This is a genomic window from Priestia sp. Y58 (genome assembly GCF_029522095.1).
GTDB lineage: Bacteria > Bacillota > Bacilli > Bacillales > Bacillaceae_H > Priestia > Priestia megaterium_E.
Genome location: NZ_JAKWFL010000003.1, coordinates 53,392 through 70,602 on the forward strand (window position 1 = coordinate 53,392; position 17,211 = coordinate 70,602).

General features: G+C 38.2%; 18 protein-coding genes. 16 read left to right on the plus strand and 2 right to left on the minus strand.

All coding sequences use genetic code 11. The features are described 5' to 3' along the window. The first annotated feature begins 302 nt into the window (after positions 1-302). The 12 genes from MMB68_RS10310 (at position 303) to MMB68_RS10365 (ending at position 12,640) form a co-directional block, all read left to right on the plus strand. A complete protein-coding gene (locus MMB68_RS10310; RefSeq protein WP_221782679.1) occupies positions 303-2,252 on the plus strand; it encodes a beta-galactosidase in 1,950 nt (649 codons plus the stop codon). 95 nt (positions 2,253-2,347) lie between these two features. After that, positions 2,348-3,712: a glycoside-pentoside-hexuronide (GPH):cation symporter gene (locus MMB68_RS10315; protein ID WP_221782681.1), complete on the plus strand. Its 1,365-nt coding sequence runs from the start codon at positions 2,348-2,350 to the stop codon at positions 3,710-3,712. Positions 3,713-3,829: 117 nt separating this feature from the next. Beyond that, on the plus strand, positions 3,830-4,075 hold the full coding sequence (locus tag MMB68_RS10320) for a DUF2164 domain-containing protein (protein ID WP_013082790.1): 246 nt from the start codon (positions 3,830-3,832) through the stop codon (positions 4,073-4,075). A gap of 242 nt (positions 4,076-4,317) precedes the next feature. Continuing rightward, positions 4,318-5,814: a CoA transferase gene (locus tag MMB68_RS10325; protein WP_221782683.1), complete on the plus strand. Its 1,497-nt coding sequence runs from the start codon at positions 4,318-4,320 to the stop codon at positions 5,812-5,814. 143 nt (positions 5,815-5,957) lie between these two features. Next, a complete protein-coding gene (locus tag MMB68_RS10330) occupies positions 5,958-6,110 on the plus strand; it encodes a hypothetical protein (RefSeq protein ID WP_221782685.1) in 153 nt (50 codons plus the stop codon). A gap of 79 nt (positions 6,111-6,189) precedes the next feature. Further along, complete coding sequence (locus tag MMB68_RS10335) at positions 6,190-6,387, plus strand: IDEAL domain-containing protein (protein ID WP_013056608.1); 198 nt, start codon at positions 6,190-6,192, stop codon at positions 6,385-6,387. A gap of 226 nt (positions 6,388-6,613) precedes the next feature. After that, the gene (locus MMB68_RS10340; RefSeq protein ID WP_050690064.1) at positions 6,614-7,033 is read left to right on the plus strand and encodes a universal stress protein; all 420 of its coding nucleotides are present in this window, start codon (positions 6,614-6,616) and stop codon (positions 7,031-7,033) included. Between the two features lie 378 nt (positions 7,034-7,411). Next, complete coding sequence (locus tag MMB68_RS10345) at positions 7,412-8,788, plus strand: sensor histidine kinase (RefSeq protein WP_221782687.1); 1,377 nt, start codon at positions 7,412-7,414, stop codon at positions 8,786-8,788. Position 8,789: 1 nt separating this feature from the next. Further along, the gene (locus MMB68_RS10350) at positions 8,790-9,470 is read left to right on the plus strand and encodes a response regulator transcription factor (protein WP_221782689.1); all 681 of its coding nucleotides are present in this window, start codon (positions 8,790-8,792) and stop codon (positions 9,468-9,470) included. A 113-nt stretch (positions 9,471-9,583) separates the two neighbouring features. Further along, entirely contained in the window at positions 9,584-9,916 is a 333-nt protein-coding gene (locus MMB68_RS10355; protein WP_013056612.1) for a metal-sensitive transcriptional regulator, read from the plus strand. Positions 9,917-9,930: 14 nt separating this feature from the next. Further along, positions 9,931-10,137 (plus strand): copper chaperone CopZ, encoded by a 207-nt coding sequence (gene copZ / locus MMB68_RS10360; RefSeq protein ID WP_221782691.1) that lies wholly within the window; start codon positions 9,931-9,933, stop codon positions 10,135-10,137. A gap of 85 nt (positions 10,138-10,222) precedes the next feature. Beyond that, the gene (locus tag MMB68_RS10365; RefSeq protein ID WP_221782693.1) at positions 10,223-12,640 is read left to right on the plus strand and encodes a heavy metal translocating P-type ATPase; all 2,418 of its coding nucleotides are present in this window, start codon (positions 10,223-10,225) and stop codon (positions 12,638-12,640) included. A gap of 138 nt (positions 12,641-12,778) precedes the next feature. Here the strand turns inward: MMB68_RS10365 and MMB68_RS10370 are convergent, their stop codons facing one another. Further along, positions 12,779-13,207: a hypothetical protein gene (locus tag MMB68_RS10370; protein ID WP_221782695.1), complete on the minus strand. Its 429-nt coding sequence runs from the start codon at positions 13,205-13,207 to the stop codon at positions 12,779-12,781. Positions 13,208-13,435: 228 nt separating this feature from the next. On the opposite strand from MMB68_RS10370, the gene MMB68_RS10375 reads away from it, so the two are divergent. From MMB68_RS10375 to MMB68_RS10390, 4 genes are all read left to right on the plus strand, one after another. Next, a complete protein-coding gene (locus tag MMB68_RS10375; protein ID WP_221782697.1) occupies positions 13,436-13,993 on the plus strand; it encodes a YdhK family protein in 558 nt (185 codons plus the stop codon). A 194-nt stretch (positions 13,994-14,187) separates the two neighbouring features. Then, positions 14,188-15,495, plus strand: a complete 1,308-nt coding sequence (locus MMB68_RS10380; RefSeq protein ID WP_221782698.1) for an MFS transporter — start codon at positions 14,188-14,190, stop codon at positions 15,493-15,495. A 263-nt stretch (positions 15,496-15,758) separates the two neighbouring features. Beyond that, the gene (locus MMB68_RS10385) at positions 15,759-15,938 is read left to right on the plus strand and encodes a hypothetical protein (protein ID WP_014460510.1); all 180 of its coding nucleotides are present in this window, start codon (positions 15,759-15,761) and stop codon (positions 15,936-15,938) included. Between the two features lie 74 nt (positions 15,939-16,012). Further along, positions 16,013-16,333: a 2Fe-2S iron-sulfur cluster-binding protein gene (locus MMB68_RS10390; RefSeq protein WP_221779773.1), complete on the plus strand. Its 321-nt coding sequence runs from the start codon at positions 16,013-16,015 to the stop codon at positions 16,331-16,333. A gap of 226 nt (positions 16,334-16,559) precedes the next feature. Here MMB68_RS10390 and MMB68_RS10395 read toward each other — a convergent pair whose 3' ends face one another. Further along, the gene (locus MMB68_RS10395; protein ID WP_221782700.1) at positions 16,560-17,126 is read right to left on the minus strand and encodes a peptidoglycan-binding domain-containing protein; all 567 of its coding nucleotides are present in this window, start codon (positions 17,124-17,126) and stop codon (positions 16,560-16,562) included. Positions 17,127-17,211: the final 85 nt, after the last annotated feature.

Here is a 17,211-nt window from a genome sequence, read left to right on the forward strand (position 1 = left end):
AAAAGAATTATAAAAACATTTGTCTTTGTAAGCGTTTTATTCTTTCTTTTAATAAGGAGCAAAAAAAGGATGTTTTTCTCTAAATTTTTACCATTGAATATTTTGAATAAAGTTCATAAAATAAACTTGTAAGCGTTTTAAAAGATTAGGAAGTATGTATCTTGAAAGTTGAACAGAGATTTATTTATGAAGAAAATAAATGTGATTTTTTTGCTTTTGATCACCGTTTCCGAGTAGACCTTAATAAGTAGCAGCAAATCGTTCATTTAATGAAATAAAGAAATAGATAGGAGTAGAGAAAAATGTACATCGGTGTCGATTATTACCCTGAACATTGGCCAGAGAATATGATAGAAGAAGATATCCAAGGCATTAAAGAGCTAGGATCAAACATGGTGAGAATAGGAGAGTTCGCTTGGCATCTTATGGAGCCTAAAGAAGGTGAATATGATTTTTCTTTTTTTGATAGCGTTATCAATAAGCTCAAAAAACAGAATATTGACGTTATGTTTGGTACGCCTACTGCCACTTTTCCGGCTTGGCTTGCGAAGAAGCATCCTTCTATTTTATCCAAAGATGAAAGCGGGGCGGTCAGAGCCTTTGGAGGAAGACGTCAATATTGTTTTAATTCGCCTCTTTACCGGAAGTATAGTGCTCAGATTACAGAACAACTTGTAAAGCATTACTGCTCAGAAGAAGCAATCGTAGCATGGCAAGTTGACAATGAATTTGGCCATGAAGGCAGTGACATGTGTTACTGCGAACAATGTCATAAAGAGTTTCAGCAGTTTTTAGAAAGAAAATACAAAGACATCAATGAGTTAAATGAGAAGTATGGCACTATTTTCTGGGGACAAACATATAACGAGTTTACTGAAGTGCCTATGCCTGTAAAAACAATTACGACACACAGTCCTTCGTTAAAGCTTGATTGGGCGCGCTTTCGCTCTTTTTCGTTAAACAGATATGCTCATGAACAAACAGCAATTGTGAAGAGATATAAAGGTGATCACCAGCTGTTGACAACGAACGTCTCAGGAGGCTTTTTTGATAAATGGTTTGACCATGAAGAGAATCTAGAAGTCATGGACTTTGTATCCTATGACAATTATCCGGTATGGGGCGGTCAAACAGAGCCGATTACCCCTGCTCATATTGCACTGGGACATGATTTTAATAGAGGTCTGCTACATAAAAACTTCTGGATTGTAGAGGAATTAATGGGTGCTCAAGGTCATGATGTCATCGGTTATCTACCGAGGCCTAATCAGGCAAAAATGTGGTCTTATCAAGCGTTTGCTCATGGATGCACGGACATGCTGTATTTCCGTTGGCGCGGAATGACAAGAGGAGCTGAGCAATACTGCTATGGAGTTGTAGGTCACGATAATCATTATGGAAGACGCTACAAAGAAGTTCAGTCGTTATTTAGTGAAATCGTTCATTACGAACATGTACTTGAGTCTGATATTAAATCCGATGTTGCCGTTTTATATGACTATGAAAATATATGGTCATGGCGCTTTCAGCAGCAAAGTGAAGGATTTGACTTTACGCAGGAGCTTCTTAGAGGATATACACCGTTTTATAAGTTGAATACACCTATTGATGTTATTCCTGCTTCGAGAGATTTTTCAAGCTATAAAGTACTGGTTGTTCCGGCTTTGCAAATCATTGATGAAGAACTAGGTAAAAGATTTACTGAATTTACTGAAAACGGCGGCGTGATTATTTTTACTTTTAGAACCGGCATTAAAGACAAACAAAATAACATTCATTTTAAACAGACGCTCCCGGGATATGTAAAAGAAATAACAGGAATTGAAATTCATGAAGTGGAAGCACTGTCTTCTACTCAAAAAGCAGCTATTAAAGGAAAAGGACCGTATGAAGGAGAAGAATCAAGTGCGTCCGTGTGGAGAGATATTATCACGCCTGTAACAGCTGAAGTGCTGTATGAGTATGATGATCCATTTTATAATCAAGCAGCTGTAACAAAAAATCAATTTGGTCACGGAACGGTTTATTATGTAGGCTGTGGAATTGAGGAGCAAACGTTTGAAAAAATTGCGCTTGATATTGTGAAACAGCAGCATATTGAGCATAGAGAAAGTGAAGAGGGAATTGAAGTATATCCTCGCAAGCTTGGAGAGAAAAGTTATTACTTTCTTATGAACCATACGTCAGAAGTAAAAGTATTTAAAGATATTGTTCTGCAGCCTTATGAAAGTCGTATTGTAGAAAACATGTAGTAGCAACAGGAGACTAGAATCTCATAAAGCAATGAGATTCTAGTCACTCATAATATGATATGAAAGCGTTTTATAGGAGAAGGGAGTTAGGTTATATGAGCATGGGGGTACAGTCAAAAGTTTCTCTAAAGACCGTATTATCATACGGAATGGGGAGTTTTGGAAACAATATTATTTATGCATTAACAAGTACATATTTAATGATTTTTTATACGGATAGTGTAGGATTAAATGCCGCAGCCGTAGGAACTTTATTTCTTATTGCTAGAATATGGGATGGAATTGCAGACATTATTATCGGAATGATTGTTGATAATACAGAAACGAGATTTGGTAAGTTTAGGCCATATCTTTTAATAGGCGGATTTTTTGCAGCCGTGGCTACAGTCGCGTGTTTTATTAGTCCTGATCTTTCTCATACAGGAAAATTAATTTATGCTTATATCACTTATATCGCGTGGGGAACAAGCTTTGCTATCATGGATATCCCTTATTGGTCGCTTTCAGCAACGATTACACAAGATGTAAAAGAACGAAATAAAGTAGTAGCTTTTCCTAGAACAATTGCAGCAGTAGGGTCTTTATTTGCTAGTTTATTAACTCTTCCACTAGCTCATTATTTTGGAAACTGGTTTATGCTTAGTCTTATTTATGCGTGTATCTTAATGATTACAATGATCATCACATTTTCAGGAGTAAAAGAAAACTATACCGTAAAAAGACAGGAAAAGCAGACGCCAAAAGCAGTTTGGAACTTATTTATTCAAAATAAACCGCTGCGCTACCTGATTTTCTCGATGCTTTTAGTTGAAACGATTTTAACAATTCGAACTACTTTTTCTATTTACTATTTTAAATACAATCTAAATGCAGAGAACATCGCGTCTCTTTATTTAACCTTATTTTTTACCGCACAAATTGTAGGGGCGATCGCGTCTCCTTTTATTTCAAATAAATTTGGAAAGAAACGTGCAGCAATAGGGGGGATTGCGCTAAATGCTGTAGCCACTCTTACAATGTTTGCAACGGGTTTCCACGTTATGCCAGTGATGATTTTAAGCTTTTTAGCTTCTTTCGGCGGTGGAGTTAGCAACATTGCTCAAACATCTATGCTCGCTGACTGTGTAGAATACGGCGAGTGGAAAACGGGGAACCGAGCGGAAGGAATGGTGTTTTCTACGAATATTTTCAAAACAAAGGTTGCTTCAGCAGTGGGTGGAGCAGTAGGCGGGTACATCCTTTCAGCAGTAGGGTACGTGCCAAATCAAATTCAGTCACACAGCACGCTCATTTGGATTGCTTTAATCTTTACGATTATTCCGGGTATTCTCTGCTTGTTATCACTTGTCCCACTCGTAAAATATGAGTTGACGGAAAAGAGATATTTAGAAATTTTACAAGATATGAAAAAGCGCTCAGGCCGCATAAAAGAAAAACCGGCGATGAAAGTGTCTAGCTAATTCAAATCAGCATAGGCATTGTACACAAAAACAACAAGAAAAAAAGACTGCATTTTCTCAGCTCCTCTTGCTATGATGTCAGGTAGACAGATATCAATGTAAAGAGGAGTTTTGTTTATGTTTATTAATTTTTCAAAAGAAGACAAAGATAAAATGCTGAATGAAATTCAAACGTTTTTTTATAACGAACGAGATGAAGAAATAAGTGAATTTGCAGCGGAAAATGTATTAGAGTTTATTAAAGAACATATCGGTCCTCACTTTTATAACCAAGCAATTAAAGATGCGGAAGATATTATGAACCAAGTCATGCTTTCTGCAGAAGAAAATTTACATGCATTAAAAAAACCGATTGAAAAGTAGTTCAAAAAAGAAAATATGAAATAGGAAAAAAGCGTTTTATGTACAAAAACATAAAGCGCTTTTGTTTGTCTGTGAAACAAATTATTTGTTCGTATAAGAGATATATGATACATTCGTTTTAAGATAATATTAACGTTAACGTAAAGGTTACATTAAAGTGTTTTGATTTAACTCGATGAGGGCATAACTTCAGCAAGCAGGGACATAATGAGGTAATTATATTAGGAAAGAAGGGACTATACGTGAGCAACATTACGAAAGATCAGCTAACAAAATCTATTGTGAAAGCAAATGAAAATCGTTTAACGGATAATCGTGATTTTGATATCTATCAAGAGCTGGAAAATGTGCTTCAAGGAGTCGGCTTATCAGCAAAAGACAGCGGAGGAAGCATTACATTTTACGGAGAAGATCCGATTGTTCCTAGTACGCTGCGCCTCGCTTCAGCAGCAGCTATTGCACTAGTTGCTAAGTCAGTAGCTGTCTCAAAAATTTGGAGAATACGCGGAGGAAAAGGTCAAGATATTCATATGGATTTACGAAAAGCTATCCGAAGATTATCACCTTTTTACGATAAAAAATGGGAAAAGCTTAATGGGTATGCCCCGAGTAAAGCAAATGATCCATATAACCCATTAGGCTTTCGCTTTTATCAAACAAAAGATGATAAATGGGTGATGCCGCTGAATCCATATCCACGCTCTAAGCATGAAACGCTAAAGTTGTTAAATTGTATAGAAGACCCTGATGCAGTGGCAAAAGCAATTCGCGGATGGAATGCAGAAGAATTAGAAAAAGCTGCAGCGGAGCGAGGAGTTATCATGCCTGTTGTGCGGACAATTGAAGAGTTTATGAATGAGTCCGTGTATGAAGAAGTATCGCAGCTTCCTTTAATTGAAATTGAAAAGATTGGAGAAAGTGAGCCGATTCCTTTTTCAAAGAATCCTAAAACGCCGCTAGATGGTATTCGAGCATTAGGGCTTGGTCATGTTATTGCGGGAGCAGGATTTGGTAGAGCTCTTGCCTTACACGGTGCGGACGTCTTAAATATTTGGAAGCCAACGGATTGGGAGCATGATCCGATTTACGCTACGTCTAATGTCGGTATGCGCTCTTCAACGCTGGATATCGGTGAAAAAGAAGGAAAAGAAAAAATGGTTGAACTTCTAAAAGAAGCCGATATCTTTTTTGCGAACCGTCGATACGGATTTCTAGAGAGATACGGTCTAACAGCTGAAGAGTGTGCAGAGCTAAAACCAGGAATCATCCACTGCGCCGTTAACCTGCACGGAACGCAAGGAGACTGGGCAAGAAGAAATGGATTTGATCAGACAGCGGGAAGTGTAACAGGAGTCATGGCGTTAGAAGGATCGCCAGAAAATCCTAAGCTGCCTCCTATTGTAGTGGTAAATGATTATGCGGTTTCTTGGCTGCTTGAAGTCGGTGCTTTAATGGCACTAGAAAGAAGAGCAAAAGAAGGAGGCAGCTACCGCGTGCGTGTATCATTAGACCGCGTATCTTTATGGATTTTATCAATGGGCATCTATGACAAAACATACGCTCATCAAACAGCTGGTTCGTCAGAGAAGCATGAGTACATTGCACCGGATCTCTTTACCGCCCAAACACCTTTAGGATTGTACCAAGGGCTTACAGAACAAATCGAAATGTCGGAAACTCCAGGGGAATATAAAACGGTTCTCGTTCCTCGAGGTTCTTCACGCGCAGAGTGGTTGTGATAACAAGAGGCTGGGACAAAAGTATTTTAGTTGAAAGAAAATCCGAACGATGAATCGAGATTCTTGATAAAGAATCCAACTCGTTCGGATTTTTTCATGGTGATGGTGAACGTGGATTTTGTGTATTCTGTTGCTTCTAGCTGTTGATTGGAGGCCAAGGCGAAGACTCCTGCGAGAAAAGCGGAATAGTTGAGCCCCCTCAGGAGTGTAAGCGACGAGGAGGCTCACCGGCCGCCCGCGGAAAGCGAAGCCTTGCACTGAAATCAATTCATCCAATTCGCTCGCCTTTGGATTAAAATGAAAAATAAGAAAAAATATTTGAATAATTATATGATTTCTTATATAATAGCGAAAAGGATGAGGAGTTGACTTGTAATGGAAAACTATACGTCCCGCAAAATGACACAAGAAGAAGTAAAAGTATCAGACGCGACAGCAGCTCAACTAGTGCTAAACAAATCTCTTCGTGACTTTAAAAAAGCACAGCTTTTACTGCAAATTGATCAGTCTTTAGAAAAAAGAGATAAAGAAACTTTTTTACGTTTAACTGAAGAGTTAAAAGAAGTTTGTTAAATAACCTACTAACATAAACAATCAGCCTTTGCTTCTAGTGAGCAAAGGCTTTTTATATGGAAAAAAACGGATAAATGTTTTGTTTTTTCTGAAAGCGGTAAAAGTATAGTATGGATGATAAAGCAAAAATCAAGAAGTCTCTTACTTTATTATTTTTTGCTTTATCATCTACAGCATCTAGATGGTAACGCATCATGAAAGAACAAAAAGAGAGAGGGTTCTTTATATGTATAACAAAATCTTAGTCGCCTTTGACGGTTCGGCACCTTCTATTCGTGCTCTTCAACATGCAAGTAAACTAGCTAAAAGCGTAAATGCTAATAAGCTGACCATTGTACATATTAAGGAACGAATTCACTTGCAGCAGCCTGTTTTTAGCGTTGACTTAGACGCACTGATAGAAGAAGAAAACCGCGATATTTTATCTGAAGCTCACAATTATTTAACTCAATCAGGTATTCCATATGAGGCATACGGTTTAGAAGGCACCGCTTCAAAGAAAATTATCGAATACGCACATGACAATCAACAAGACGTCATTGTAATAGGAAGTCGAGGAAAGGGCTTTGTGAAAGAGACATTTTTAGGAAGTGTAAGTCACGAAGTTGCTCAATCCGCAGAATGTCCTGTTATCATTGTTAAATAAAAAGAGGCTGGGACAAAAGTATTTTAGTTGAAGGAAAATCCGAACGATGAATCGAGATTCTTGATGGAGAATCCAACTCGTTCGGATTTTTTGTTGATTTTATTGATATGGTGAACGCAGGTTTCCTGTATATAGGTGCTTCTAGCTGTGGAATGGAGGGATTTCGTTATGTGTCCATCTTTTTTTGCTTTTGGATTATGTAGTGCTGCGTGCTTAGTGAGTTCGAAATTTACGTTATGATAAACGTATTTTATACGCTAAGCTGTCAGATACCTGTGGTAAACTGTCAGAGAATAATGGTTATTTAATCATGTATGCTTTATTCTGCACAGTTTCTTCAATTATTACTTTTATAATGAAAGCAAAGGATGTGAATAAATGAATAGAATTTCTATTAAGCTTGGACTCTTATTTTTAATGTTCATTTTACTAATTGAAGCGGCTCTCTTTTTTTACTTATATAGCGGCCTTGCCAACACACGAATTTCAGAGGAATTAGAAAGTTTGCGTTTAAGAGGAAACAGTCACCGGGAAGTACTAGAAAAGCATCATGATGCGGCTACGCTTAACCATGTTGCACTGATGGAATCTGAAGCAGAAACTGATGTTGTCATAACAGATAAAACAGGAAAAATTATCAGTTCGTCTAGGCCTTTAATTCAAGGTGCAAGAAAAGCAGTAGAGAAATGGAAAGGAAAGTCTCTTACATACAAAGGTGAAATTATGCAAGGCGACTGGAAAAGCAAACCTTATATCGCCACAGCATCACCTATTAAAAAAGGCCATCAGCAGTTTGGAACAGTTTATATGTTCAAAAACACAAATGATATTCACGAAATGATTGCGAGACTACAGCATCATTTTTACGTAGCGGGAGCTGTTTCCATTTTATTTTCGATTGTGACTATTTTTGCTCTGTCTAAATTTATAACTGCTCCTTTAATCAAGATGAAAAAAGCAACAGAGAAGCTGAGTCAAGGAGATTTGTCTGTAAAGCTTGGTGCTCATTCAAGAGATGAACTTGGACAATTAGGAATGTCCATTCAGTCGCTAGCGAATGAGCTGCAGCGGTTACGAAAAGAGAGAAATGAATTTTTAAGCAGCATTTCACATGAACTTCAAACTCCTTTGATGTATTTAAAGGGCTATGCGGACGTAGCGAGAAGGCCTTCTAATACACCGCAAGAACGTGATAAATATCTTGCCATTGTGGAAGAAGAAGCGGAAAGAATTTCACAGTTAGTCAAAGGTTTGTTTCAGCTGGCGCAGCTGGATCAGCACACATTTTTTATTCAAAAACAAAAAGTAGAACTGGCTACGTATTTGCACACCATAGGCGCGCATTTTAATTTAGCTTTAAAAGAAAAAGAGATGGAGCTGGACATAAGCTGCCCTCAAGGCCTTTACATTTCACTAGATCCTGAAAGATTTCAGCAAGTGATTATCAATTTACTTGATAACGCAATGAAATATTCAAAAGAAGGGACTAAAATTGATTTAATGGTAAAAAAATCAGCTGAATCATTGACAATAACTCTTAAAGATCAAGGAATAGGCATTCCAGAAAAAGATCTGCCTTACGTATTTGACAAGCTGTATCGAGTGGAAAAATCCCGCTCGAGAAAAAGTGGAGGTTACGGATTAGGCTTATCAATTGTAAAGGAGATTGTAGAAGCTCATGGAGGAGAAATAACCATCACAAGCGAGACGGGAAAAGGAACGACTGTAGAGATTGCATTAAGAGAGGATGGATAGGATGGCAACTATTTTATTAGTAGATGATGAAGCAAGGATGCTGGATTTACTAGAACTTTATCTGATGCCAAACGGATTTACATGTGTAAAATTTGAAAAAGGCACAGAAGCGCTGCGCTATCTTTATGAAGGTAACAAAGCAGATTTGATGTTATTAGATATTATGATGCCAAGCGAAGATGGGTGGGAGATTTGTCAAAAAGTAAGAAAAATGTCTGATCTACCGGTCATCATGCTCACAGCCCGCAGCCAAACGTTAGATGTAGTAAAAGGATTAAATATAGGGGCAGACGACTATATTACTAAACCGTTTAGCGAAGAAGAATTGGTTGCACGCATCAGCGCGGTTCTTAGACGTTCCTTAAAAGAAAAGAATGAAATCACCTATAAAGGGTTAGTATGGAGCAAGGAAGACCACGTATTACAATATAAAAATCAGCACATTCAAGTGACCCCTAAAGAGTTTGAATTAGTGGGATTACTTCTTCAGCATTTAAATCGTGTGTTCAGCCGGGACGACTTGCTTGTGTTAGTGTGGGGATATGAGGCTGAGATTGGAGATCGTACTATTGACTCCCATGTGCGAAATGTTCGAGATAAGCTTAGAAAAGCGGGTTTTCCTGTAGACGAATACTTGCAAACCGTATGGGGAATAGGCTATAAGTGGGTTGATGTTAGTTGAAAATGATATGAGCATAGCTATCGAAATTGGTGAAAAGATAAAGTAAGCGACCTTTTCCCTTTACATAGGGTAGGGGGGTATAGTATGATGAAGTCATGAAGGGAGGATGTTAGATGGTCGAAGCGAATCACATGAACAGTGAAGAAAAATGTTGTACGATAAATAGTGAAAGAAAAAGTCACCATTCTCCAGAAGTGAAAAAAAATCTAACAAGCCGATTAAATCGAATTGAAGGACAAATTCGAGGAATTAAAGGATTAATTGAAAAAGATACGTATTGTGACGACGTGATTACTCAAATCGCAGCTGCGCAGTCTGCTTTAAATAGTGTAAGTAAAATTTTGCTTGAAGGTCACTTGAAGCATTGCATTGTAGAACGTGTGCAAGATGGTGATGAAGAAGTAGTAGATGAATTATTAACAACCATTAAACGATTAATGAAATAAAGGAGATGCTAAAAATGGAAAACGTAACATTATCAGTACAAGGAATGTCTTGCGGTCATTGCGTCAAAGCTGTTGAAGGCGGCGTAGGCGAACTTAATGGCGTTAAAAGCGTAGAAGTAAGTTTAGAAGATGCAAAAGTAACAGTTGCATTTGATCCACGTCAAGTAACGGTCGAAGATATTAAAGAGGCTATTGATGACCAAGGTTATGACGTAGCATAAACAGCATCGCGTGCGAATACCTTCGCACGCTTGATTTAGGAAAAATATATACCCCTTATAGGTATATAACAGGAGGCGAAACGTGATGGGTGATAAACAAAAAGAAGCCACCTTGCAAATTACAGGTATGACATGTGCAGCGTGCTCTAACCGAATTGAAAAAGGATTAAAAAAAATAGAAGGTGTAAAAGAAGCAAACGTGAATTTGGCTTTGGAAAGATCTACTATCATATTTGATCCGTCTAAAACAAGTCCACAGGCCTTTGAAGAAAAAATCGAAAAGCTTGGGTATGGAGTTGTAAGTGAAAAAGCCGAATTTGCTATTACGGGCATGACGTGCGCCGCTTGTTCGACTCGGATTGAAAAAGGGTTAAACAAATTAGAAGGCGTGACAAAGGCAAGCGTTAACCTTGCTTTAGAAACGGCTTCTGTTGAATACAGCCCTTCTCAAATAGCTCCGCAAGATATAACGCAGCGAGTTGAAAAGCTTGGATACGGAGCAAAGCTAAAGTCAGAAGAAAAGGAAGAAGAGCAAAGCTACAGAGAAAAAGAACTCAGTAAACAAAAAGGGAAGTTTTGGTTTTCATTGATTTTAAGCGTACCGCTATTATGGGCAATGGTTAGCCATTTTACGTTTACGTCGTTTATTCCTTTACCTCATATGCTGATGAATCCATGGGTTCAGCTTGCTTTAGCTACGCCTGTTCAATTCGTGGTAGGGAAGCAATTTTATGTAGGCGCATTTAAAGCTCTGCGTAATAAAAGTGCCAACATGGATGTTTTAGTAGCACTAGGTACAAGTGCAGCTTATTTCTACAGTTTATACTCTTCTCTTAAATCGCTTGGGTCATCTGCTCATACAGATCAGCTTTATTATGAAACGAGCGCTATATTAATTACGCTGATTCTTTTAGGGAAATTGTTTGAAGCAAATGCCAAAGGCCGTTCTTCAGAAGCAATTAAAAAGATGATGGGCTTGCAGGCTAAAACGGCTGTTGTCATAAGAGACGGAGCGGAAGTTGAAATTCCGGTGGAAGAAGTCCAAAAAGGGGAAGTTATTTTTATTAAACCTGGTGAAAAAGTGCCTGTAGACGGAGAGATTATTGAAGGGCAATCGGCCTTAGATGAGTCCATGCTCACAGGTGAAAGTGTACCGGTAGATAAAAACATTGGAGATAAAGTAATTGGGGCCACACTTAATAAAAACGGTTTTCTAAAAATAAAAGCTACAAACGTTGGCAGGGAGACGGCGCTTGCGCAAATTATTAAAGTAGTAGAAGAAGCGCAGGGTTCTAAAGCGCCTATTCAGCGATTAGCTGATTATATCTCAGGTATATTCGTGCCAATTGTAGTCGGAATTGCACTTCTTACTTTCTTTGTTTGGTATATTTGGATTGCGCCTGGCGAATTTGCGCCGGCTTTAGAAAAGCTTATTGCCGTATTAGTGATTGCATGTCCATGCGCGTTAGGCTTAGCTACTCCAACTTCCATTATGGCGGGGTCGGGCCGCGCAGCAGAATTTGGTATTTTGTTTAAAGGCGGCGAGCATTTAGAAGCAACGCATAAAATCGATACGGTTCTTTTAGATAAAACGGGAACTGTTACAAATGGAACTCCCGAGTTAACCGATGTGCGTATTGCACAAGGCTACGAAAAAAATGAGCTATTGCAGTTAGTTGCATCGGCTGAGCGTTTGTCGGAGCATCCTCTCGCTCAAGCACTCGTAGCAGGTATAAAAAATAAAGGTATAGAGATTCAAGATCCGTTATCTTTTGAAACTATTCCAGGGTATGGGGTGAAAGCAACTGTACAAGAGCAAGAGCTGTTAGTGGGAACAAGAAAGCTTATGAACCAACATAAAGTAAATATTGATACAGCCTTAGAAGAAATGACAAATTTAGAACGAGAAGGAAAAACGGCTATGCTCGTTGCTCTTGACGGAAAATATGCCGGCATGCTTGCTGTTGCAGATACCATTAAAGCGACTTCTAAAGAAGCAGTTTCCAGGTTAAAAGAAATGGGCTTAGAAGTGATGATGATTACAGGTGATAATCGTCAAACAGCTCAGGCTATTGCGATGCAAGCGGGTATTGAGCACGTTATAGCAGAAGTGTTGCCAGAAGGAAAAGCAGAAGAAGTGAAAAAGCTTCAGCAGCAAGGTAAAAAAGTCGCCATGGTAGGAGACGGTATTAATGATGCTCCTGCACTTGCGTTAGCTGATATTGGAATGGCCATCGGAACAGGAACGGATGTAGCGATGGAAGCCGCTGATATTACGCTGATGCGAGGAGACTTGATGAGCATTGCAGATGCGATCGAAATGAGTAGAAAAACAATTTCTAATATTAAGCAAAACTTATTCTGGGCAATGGGCTACAACACGCTTGGTATTCCAATTGCAGCAGTTGGGCTGTTAGCCCCTTGGGTCGCTGGAGCCGCGATGGCCTTTAGTTCTGTATCGGTTGTATTAAATGCACTGCGATTGCAGAGAGTGAGGCTATAAGATATGAAAAAGTGGATCGTCTCAGCTATTTTGTATGTGCTCGCAGTCATAGCAGTATATGCTATGTGGGCAATATAAACTAAAAAATATTAGAGTCATCGAGTCATTCTCGGTGAAAGTAATCTAAAAACAAAGCTGCTAAAGAATATTCTTTAGCAGCTTTGTTAGGTGCAAGGAATTTTTTTGGCTTAATTCATACCCTTTAAGATGAAGGTCCTCGGGATACTTTTGCTGAGCAATTAACACATCGCGTCCATCATCCATAATCCAAATGAAATAATGACGGCTAGAACCATCTCCATAGGTAATGGTCATTTTGCAATCGATGCTCCCAGCAGATTCTTCATCTAAGAGAAGTTTCATATGCTGCGCTTTTTTTATACTGTTAGTGAATGCATTCATATCTTGTTCATCAATAAATGTTTTGAGCGTTTTCATTTTAATGGACGTTACTTCTATTTTTTGTACGCTAGGTGAGAGAGTGGAGTGTGCGGAAGCAAAAGGGGCTCCCATCACCAAGCTAAACGCAAGTAACAGTGAGGACAGAGCAAAGCGTATTTTTAGCATGTTTCTTTCCTCCTTTTATTTTTATACTTTTTCCTTGTGGTAAGTGATTCATACGAAGGCCTTTTTTAGGTACAGGAATTATTCGTGCCTAATTACCTTCATCTTCACAAAATCTGCACAAATTCTGGCTACAATAAAGAAAAGAAGAAGAGTAGGCAAAGATAAGTTGTTTTTAAGGATTAAATGATTTTTATTTTAAAATTTATTATGTGGAAAAGAGGGACTGTTATGAAAAAACAGCTATTTATTCTTGGTGCATCTGTCATTATTGGACTAAGCGGATGCGGAAACGATTCTAGTCATGAAAAGCCTTCAGCTGACAAAAACGAATCCATGCACGATCACTCAGAGATGAATCACTCTAGTTCAGGAGAGGTTCCAAAAGGATTAAAAAAAGCTGAGAATCCAACATATAAAGTTGGAGATAAAGCCGTTATAAAAGCAGATCATATGAAAGGCATGAACGGGGCTGAAGCAACAATTGTTGGTGCTTACGCCACTACGGCCTATACCGTTTCGTATACGCCAAAGACTGGCGGAAAAAAAGTAAAAAATCATAAGTGGGTTATTCAAGAAGAAATAAAAGATGCGGGTAACGAACAGTTAAAGCCAGGTAGCGAAGTGACGCTTGAAGCAGATCATATGAAAGGTATGAAAGGGGCAAAAGCAACGATTGATTCAGCCGAAAAAACAACGGTATATATGGTAGACTACACGCCGACTACAGGCGGAGAGAAAGTGAAAAATCATAAGTGGGTAACCGAAAGTGAACTTTCAACCAAATAGACTGTTAGCGAGAAAAGCCTAAGAATAGATGTATTCTTAGGCTTTTTTTGTTTGCTTCTTGTTTTATGTTTTATAATGATGAATTTCTGACATGATGTATGAAGAAAACTCATGTTTCTTTCAAAAGAAGTTGCGGTATTAAGTAGAATGCTACGGTAATAAAACGAACAAACTACTGATGAAAGGAGCTAGCTATGAGTGAACATACAGTAAAGCGAACAGGACGCACACGATGGTTCATTTCATCTTTGTTAAGCAGTATGATTATTTTAAACTATTTTGATCGTGTAGCGGTGTCAGTGGCCGCTCCTGCAATACAAGATGCATTTCACTTAACGGGAACAGAGCTCGGAATTGTCTTTTCTATTTATACGTATTCTTATACGATCATGCAAATACCTGCCGGAAGCTTACTTGATCGGTTCGGAGTAGCATGGGTGACAAGAGTCGGTATGGTGATTTGGAGTTTATTAACGATGTCGATGGCTTTTTTGCAAGGAAAACTTCTTCTCTATATTGTCCGGTTTTTAATAGGAATAATGAGTGCTTCTGCATTTCCGGCAGCATCAAAAGCTACGTCGCTATGGTTTCCTCCAAATGAAAGAAGCTTACCAAATTCTTTGTTTGATTCAGCGGCCAAATTTTCAAATGTACTTGGCGCGCCTCTTGTAGCATTTCTCATCACCAAATTTGATTGGCGCACAGCATTTTTATCCATTGGAATGATAAACGTGCTGTTTACGCTGCTGTTTTGGTTTTATTACGAAAAGCCAGAAAAGCATAGACGCATATCAGATGATGAGTTGAAGTATATTCAAGAAAATAATCTAAATGCAAACGATGAGCAAACATCAAAATTTTTACATACCTTAAAAGTATTATTTACGAATCGGAAAGTTTGGGGGCTAATGATTGGGTTTACAGGCTATGGATATACGTTTAATTTACTGTTAACGTGGCTGCCAACTTTTTTAAAAGAAAAATACGGTATGGATATCATGTCATCGGGCCTGCTTACGGCAGTACCTTGGCTAATTGCTACATTTGCTGGCATTTTAGTTGGCGGCTGGCTTGTTGATTACCTTATAAAAAAAGGGTATAACAGTCAAAACGTATATCGTACGATCATTGTAGTAGGGTTATGCTTAGGGTTTGTGTTTTTAGGCTCTATTTTCACCGATAATGTCGTCGTAGCGATGATTTGTATTTCGATTGGACTGGCAGGTATATCTGCAACGGCACCAATCGGCTGGTCTATTTCCGCTGAAATTGCGCCTGCAGGCTCTATTTCTCTTCTCAGTTCTATTGTTAATTTAGCTAATAATTTGTTTGGTGGAATTATAGCTACAGCTTTAACGGGATATCTTTTGGATAAAACTGGTTCTTTTAATCTAAGTTTTATTGTAGCGGGAATTGTATTGTTGCTAGGGTTAATTTTTTATATTTACGTGCTGGGAGATATTAAACAAATTAAAATTCCAAAAAACCAACATATAAAGTAAAAAGCTCGAGACAAAAGTAGTGCAGGTAAAGTCAGGCACGAACTATTTATCATGAATGGATGAGTAGTTCGTGTCTTTTATGATCATGGTGAATTTGTTTGTCTGAAATTTAAGATAGGTGCGTATTTTAAAATAGAATTGTTAGTATAGCATGTTCTTAAAAAGGTTAAGATGGTTTTTATGAAGAAATTCTGTGTCTATTTTTGTTATGTCAGCAAAAGTAGATATGAACCGCACTATAAAAAATAGAAAGGCAGAGGAACATGGATCACAAAGAAAGTGAAAACAACACTGAGTTAAATCAAAGCCGCTCATTAAAGGAGCCTCAACGCGTAGAATTATCTAAGTATCAAATTTTAAAAGCACTGATACCTGTTATTATACTTGGGATTGTCGTTTTAGTTGCCGTATTACAAAATGATGGTCTTCTTAATTGGATCTAGGCATGCAATAAAAAGAAACTGCATATAGTGTAATTTAAATCGCTTGTACACAGTAGAGGGAAAGAGGGAGATACATGCCAAGAGTAACCGTTTTAGGATACGGAAGTTTTGAAGTGGAAAAAGGAAAAAAGCTTGTCTTGGCACTTGAAGACAATGGTATAAATATTCTTCATCGGTGCGGCGGAAAAGCCAAATGCACAACTTGCAGGGTAGAAGTGCTCGAAGGTGAATATTGTGATTTAACAAACGCAGAGAAAAATGCATACTCAGAAAGTTCAATTGAAGATCATTTGCGCTTATCTTGCCAAATTCGTGTAAATGAAGATGTCACCGTTCGACCAATACTAACGGTAGAGAGCTCGGGACGTGAAGCAGGACCTCGACCCGCAGAGTAGTCATGTAATTGCAAAAAGCAGCGCGTGGAATGTTCACATGCTGCTTTTTGTATTTTTACCTAAAAAAATAACAAGAACAGCTGTGGGGAGTAAACTAGCGGTTCTTGTTCAAGTAAAGTACCTACGGAATGATTCTTTTAAATTTTAGCATTCTTTAAGGCGGGCAGTAAATCACTCAAAAGAGTGATTATAAAGGCTTTTTTCGAACCGTTATCTGTAAATAGATTTAATTGGATTCTTCAATCACATCTCCACTTTTGTAAATATGATACCAGCCTATGGTACCTGATCCCCCTTGATCCATCCAGTCTTTATTTTTTGCTACGAATCTATAGTAAGCTTTATCGTTGATATCTTTCCGTAAGCGGTCGTCTGTACTGAAGACAATGTTGTCACCGAGTTCTTTTTTACCGAATGTAATAGCCGTGCTGACAGGAAATTGCTTTCTTTCTACCTTGTTCTCATCTAAAGCCGCCCATGTTAAGGGGCCAACAATACCATCTGGAGATAAGCGGTGATCGCTTTGAAATTCTTTTACTACATTTTGCGTTTGCGTACCGAAAATTCCATCAACTGATGTGTTATACTTCACATCTTTTAAGCTTTGCTGTAAGTCTCTTACGTAGCTAGAGTGAGAACCTTTACGAAGCGTAGGTCTCGTTTCTGCTTTAGCTTCAATTTTTTTTGAGTAGGTATCTTTAGCAGCTGCTTCAGTAGTTGGAGTGCTGAATGCTACGCATGTTGTTGCAAGTGTAAGAGTAGAAAGCATGACAAGTGTTTTTTTCGTTAACATGAAATAACCTCCTTGTTTTTAGCAACTATTTGTCGCTTTTCATGAGCTTTATAACTAATTAGTAGCTATAAAGTCAACTTATTAT

Excerpts from the sequence above, each read along its gene's own strand:
- MMB68_RS10310 (WP_221782679.1), top strand. The coding sequence starts at position 303 with ATGTACATCGGTGTCGATTATTACCCTGAACATTGGCCAGAGAATATG.
- MMB68_RS10315 (WP_221782681.1), top strand. The coding sequence starts at position 2,348 with ATGAGCATGGGGGTACAGTCAAAAGTTTCTCTAAAGACCGTATTATCA.
- MMB68_RS10320 (WP_013082790.1), top strand. The coding sequence starts at position 3,830 with ATGTTTATTAATTTTTCAAAAGAAGACAAAGATAAAATGCTGAATGAA.
- MMB68_RS10335 (WP_013056608.1), top strand. The coding sequence starts at position 6,190 with ATGGAAAACTATACGTCCCGCAAAATGACACAAGAAGAAGTAAAAGTA.
- MMB68_RS10340 (WP_050690064.1), top strand. The coding sequence starts at position 6,614 with ATGTATAACAAAATCTTAGTCGCCTTTGACGGTTCGGCACCTTCTATT.
- MMB68_RS10345 (WP_221782687.1), top strand. The coding sequence starts at position 7,412 with ATGAATAGAATTTCTATTAAGCTTGGACTCTTATTTTTAATGTTCATT.
- MMB68_RS10350 (WP_221782689.1), top strand. The coding sequence starts at position 8,790 with ATGGCAACTATTTTATTAGTAGATGATGAAGCAAGGATGCTGGATTTA.
- MMB68_RS10355 (WP_013056612.1), top strand. The coding sequence starts at position 9,584 with ATGGTCGAAGCGAATCACATGAACAGTGAAGAAAAATGTTGTACGATA.
- copZ (WP_221782691.1), top strand. The coding sequence starts at position 9,931 with ATGGAAAACGTAACATTATCAGTACAAGGAATGTCTTGCGGTCATTGC.
- MMB68_RS10365 (WP_221782693.1), top strand. The coding sequence starts at position 10,223 with ATGGGTGATAAACAAAAAGAAGCCACCTTGCAAATTACAGGTATGACA.
- MMB68_RS10370 (WP_221782695.1), bottom strand. The coding sequence starts at position 13,207 with ATGCTAAAAATACGCTTTGCTCTGTCCTCACTGTTACTTGCGTTTAGC.
- MMB68_RS10375 (WP_221782697.1), top strand. The coding sequence starts at position 13,436 with ATGAAAAAACAGCTATTTATTCTTGGTGCATCTGTCATTATTGGACTA.
- MMB68_RS10380 (WP_221782698.1), top strand. The coding sequence starts at position 14,188 with ATGAGTGAACATACAGTAAAGCGAACAGGACGCACACGATGGTTCATT.
- MMB68_RS10385 (WP_014460510.1), top strand. The coding sequence starts at position 15,759 with ATGGATCACAAAGAAAGTGAAAACAACACTGAGTTAAATCAAAGCCGC.
- MMB68_RS10390 (WP_221779773.1), top strand. The coding sequence starts at position 16,013 with ATGCCAAGAGTAACCGTTTTAGGATACGGAAGTTTTGAAGTGGAAAAA.
- MMB68_RS10395 (WP_221782700.1), bottom strand. The coding sequence starts at position 17,126 with ATGTTAACGAAAAAAACACTTGTCATGCTTTCTACTCTTACACTTGCA.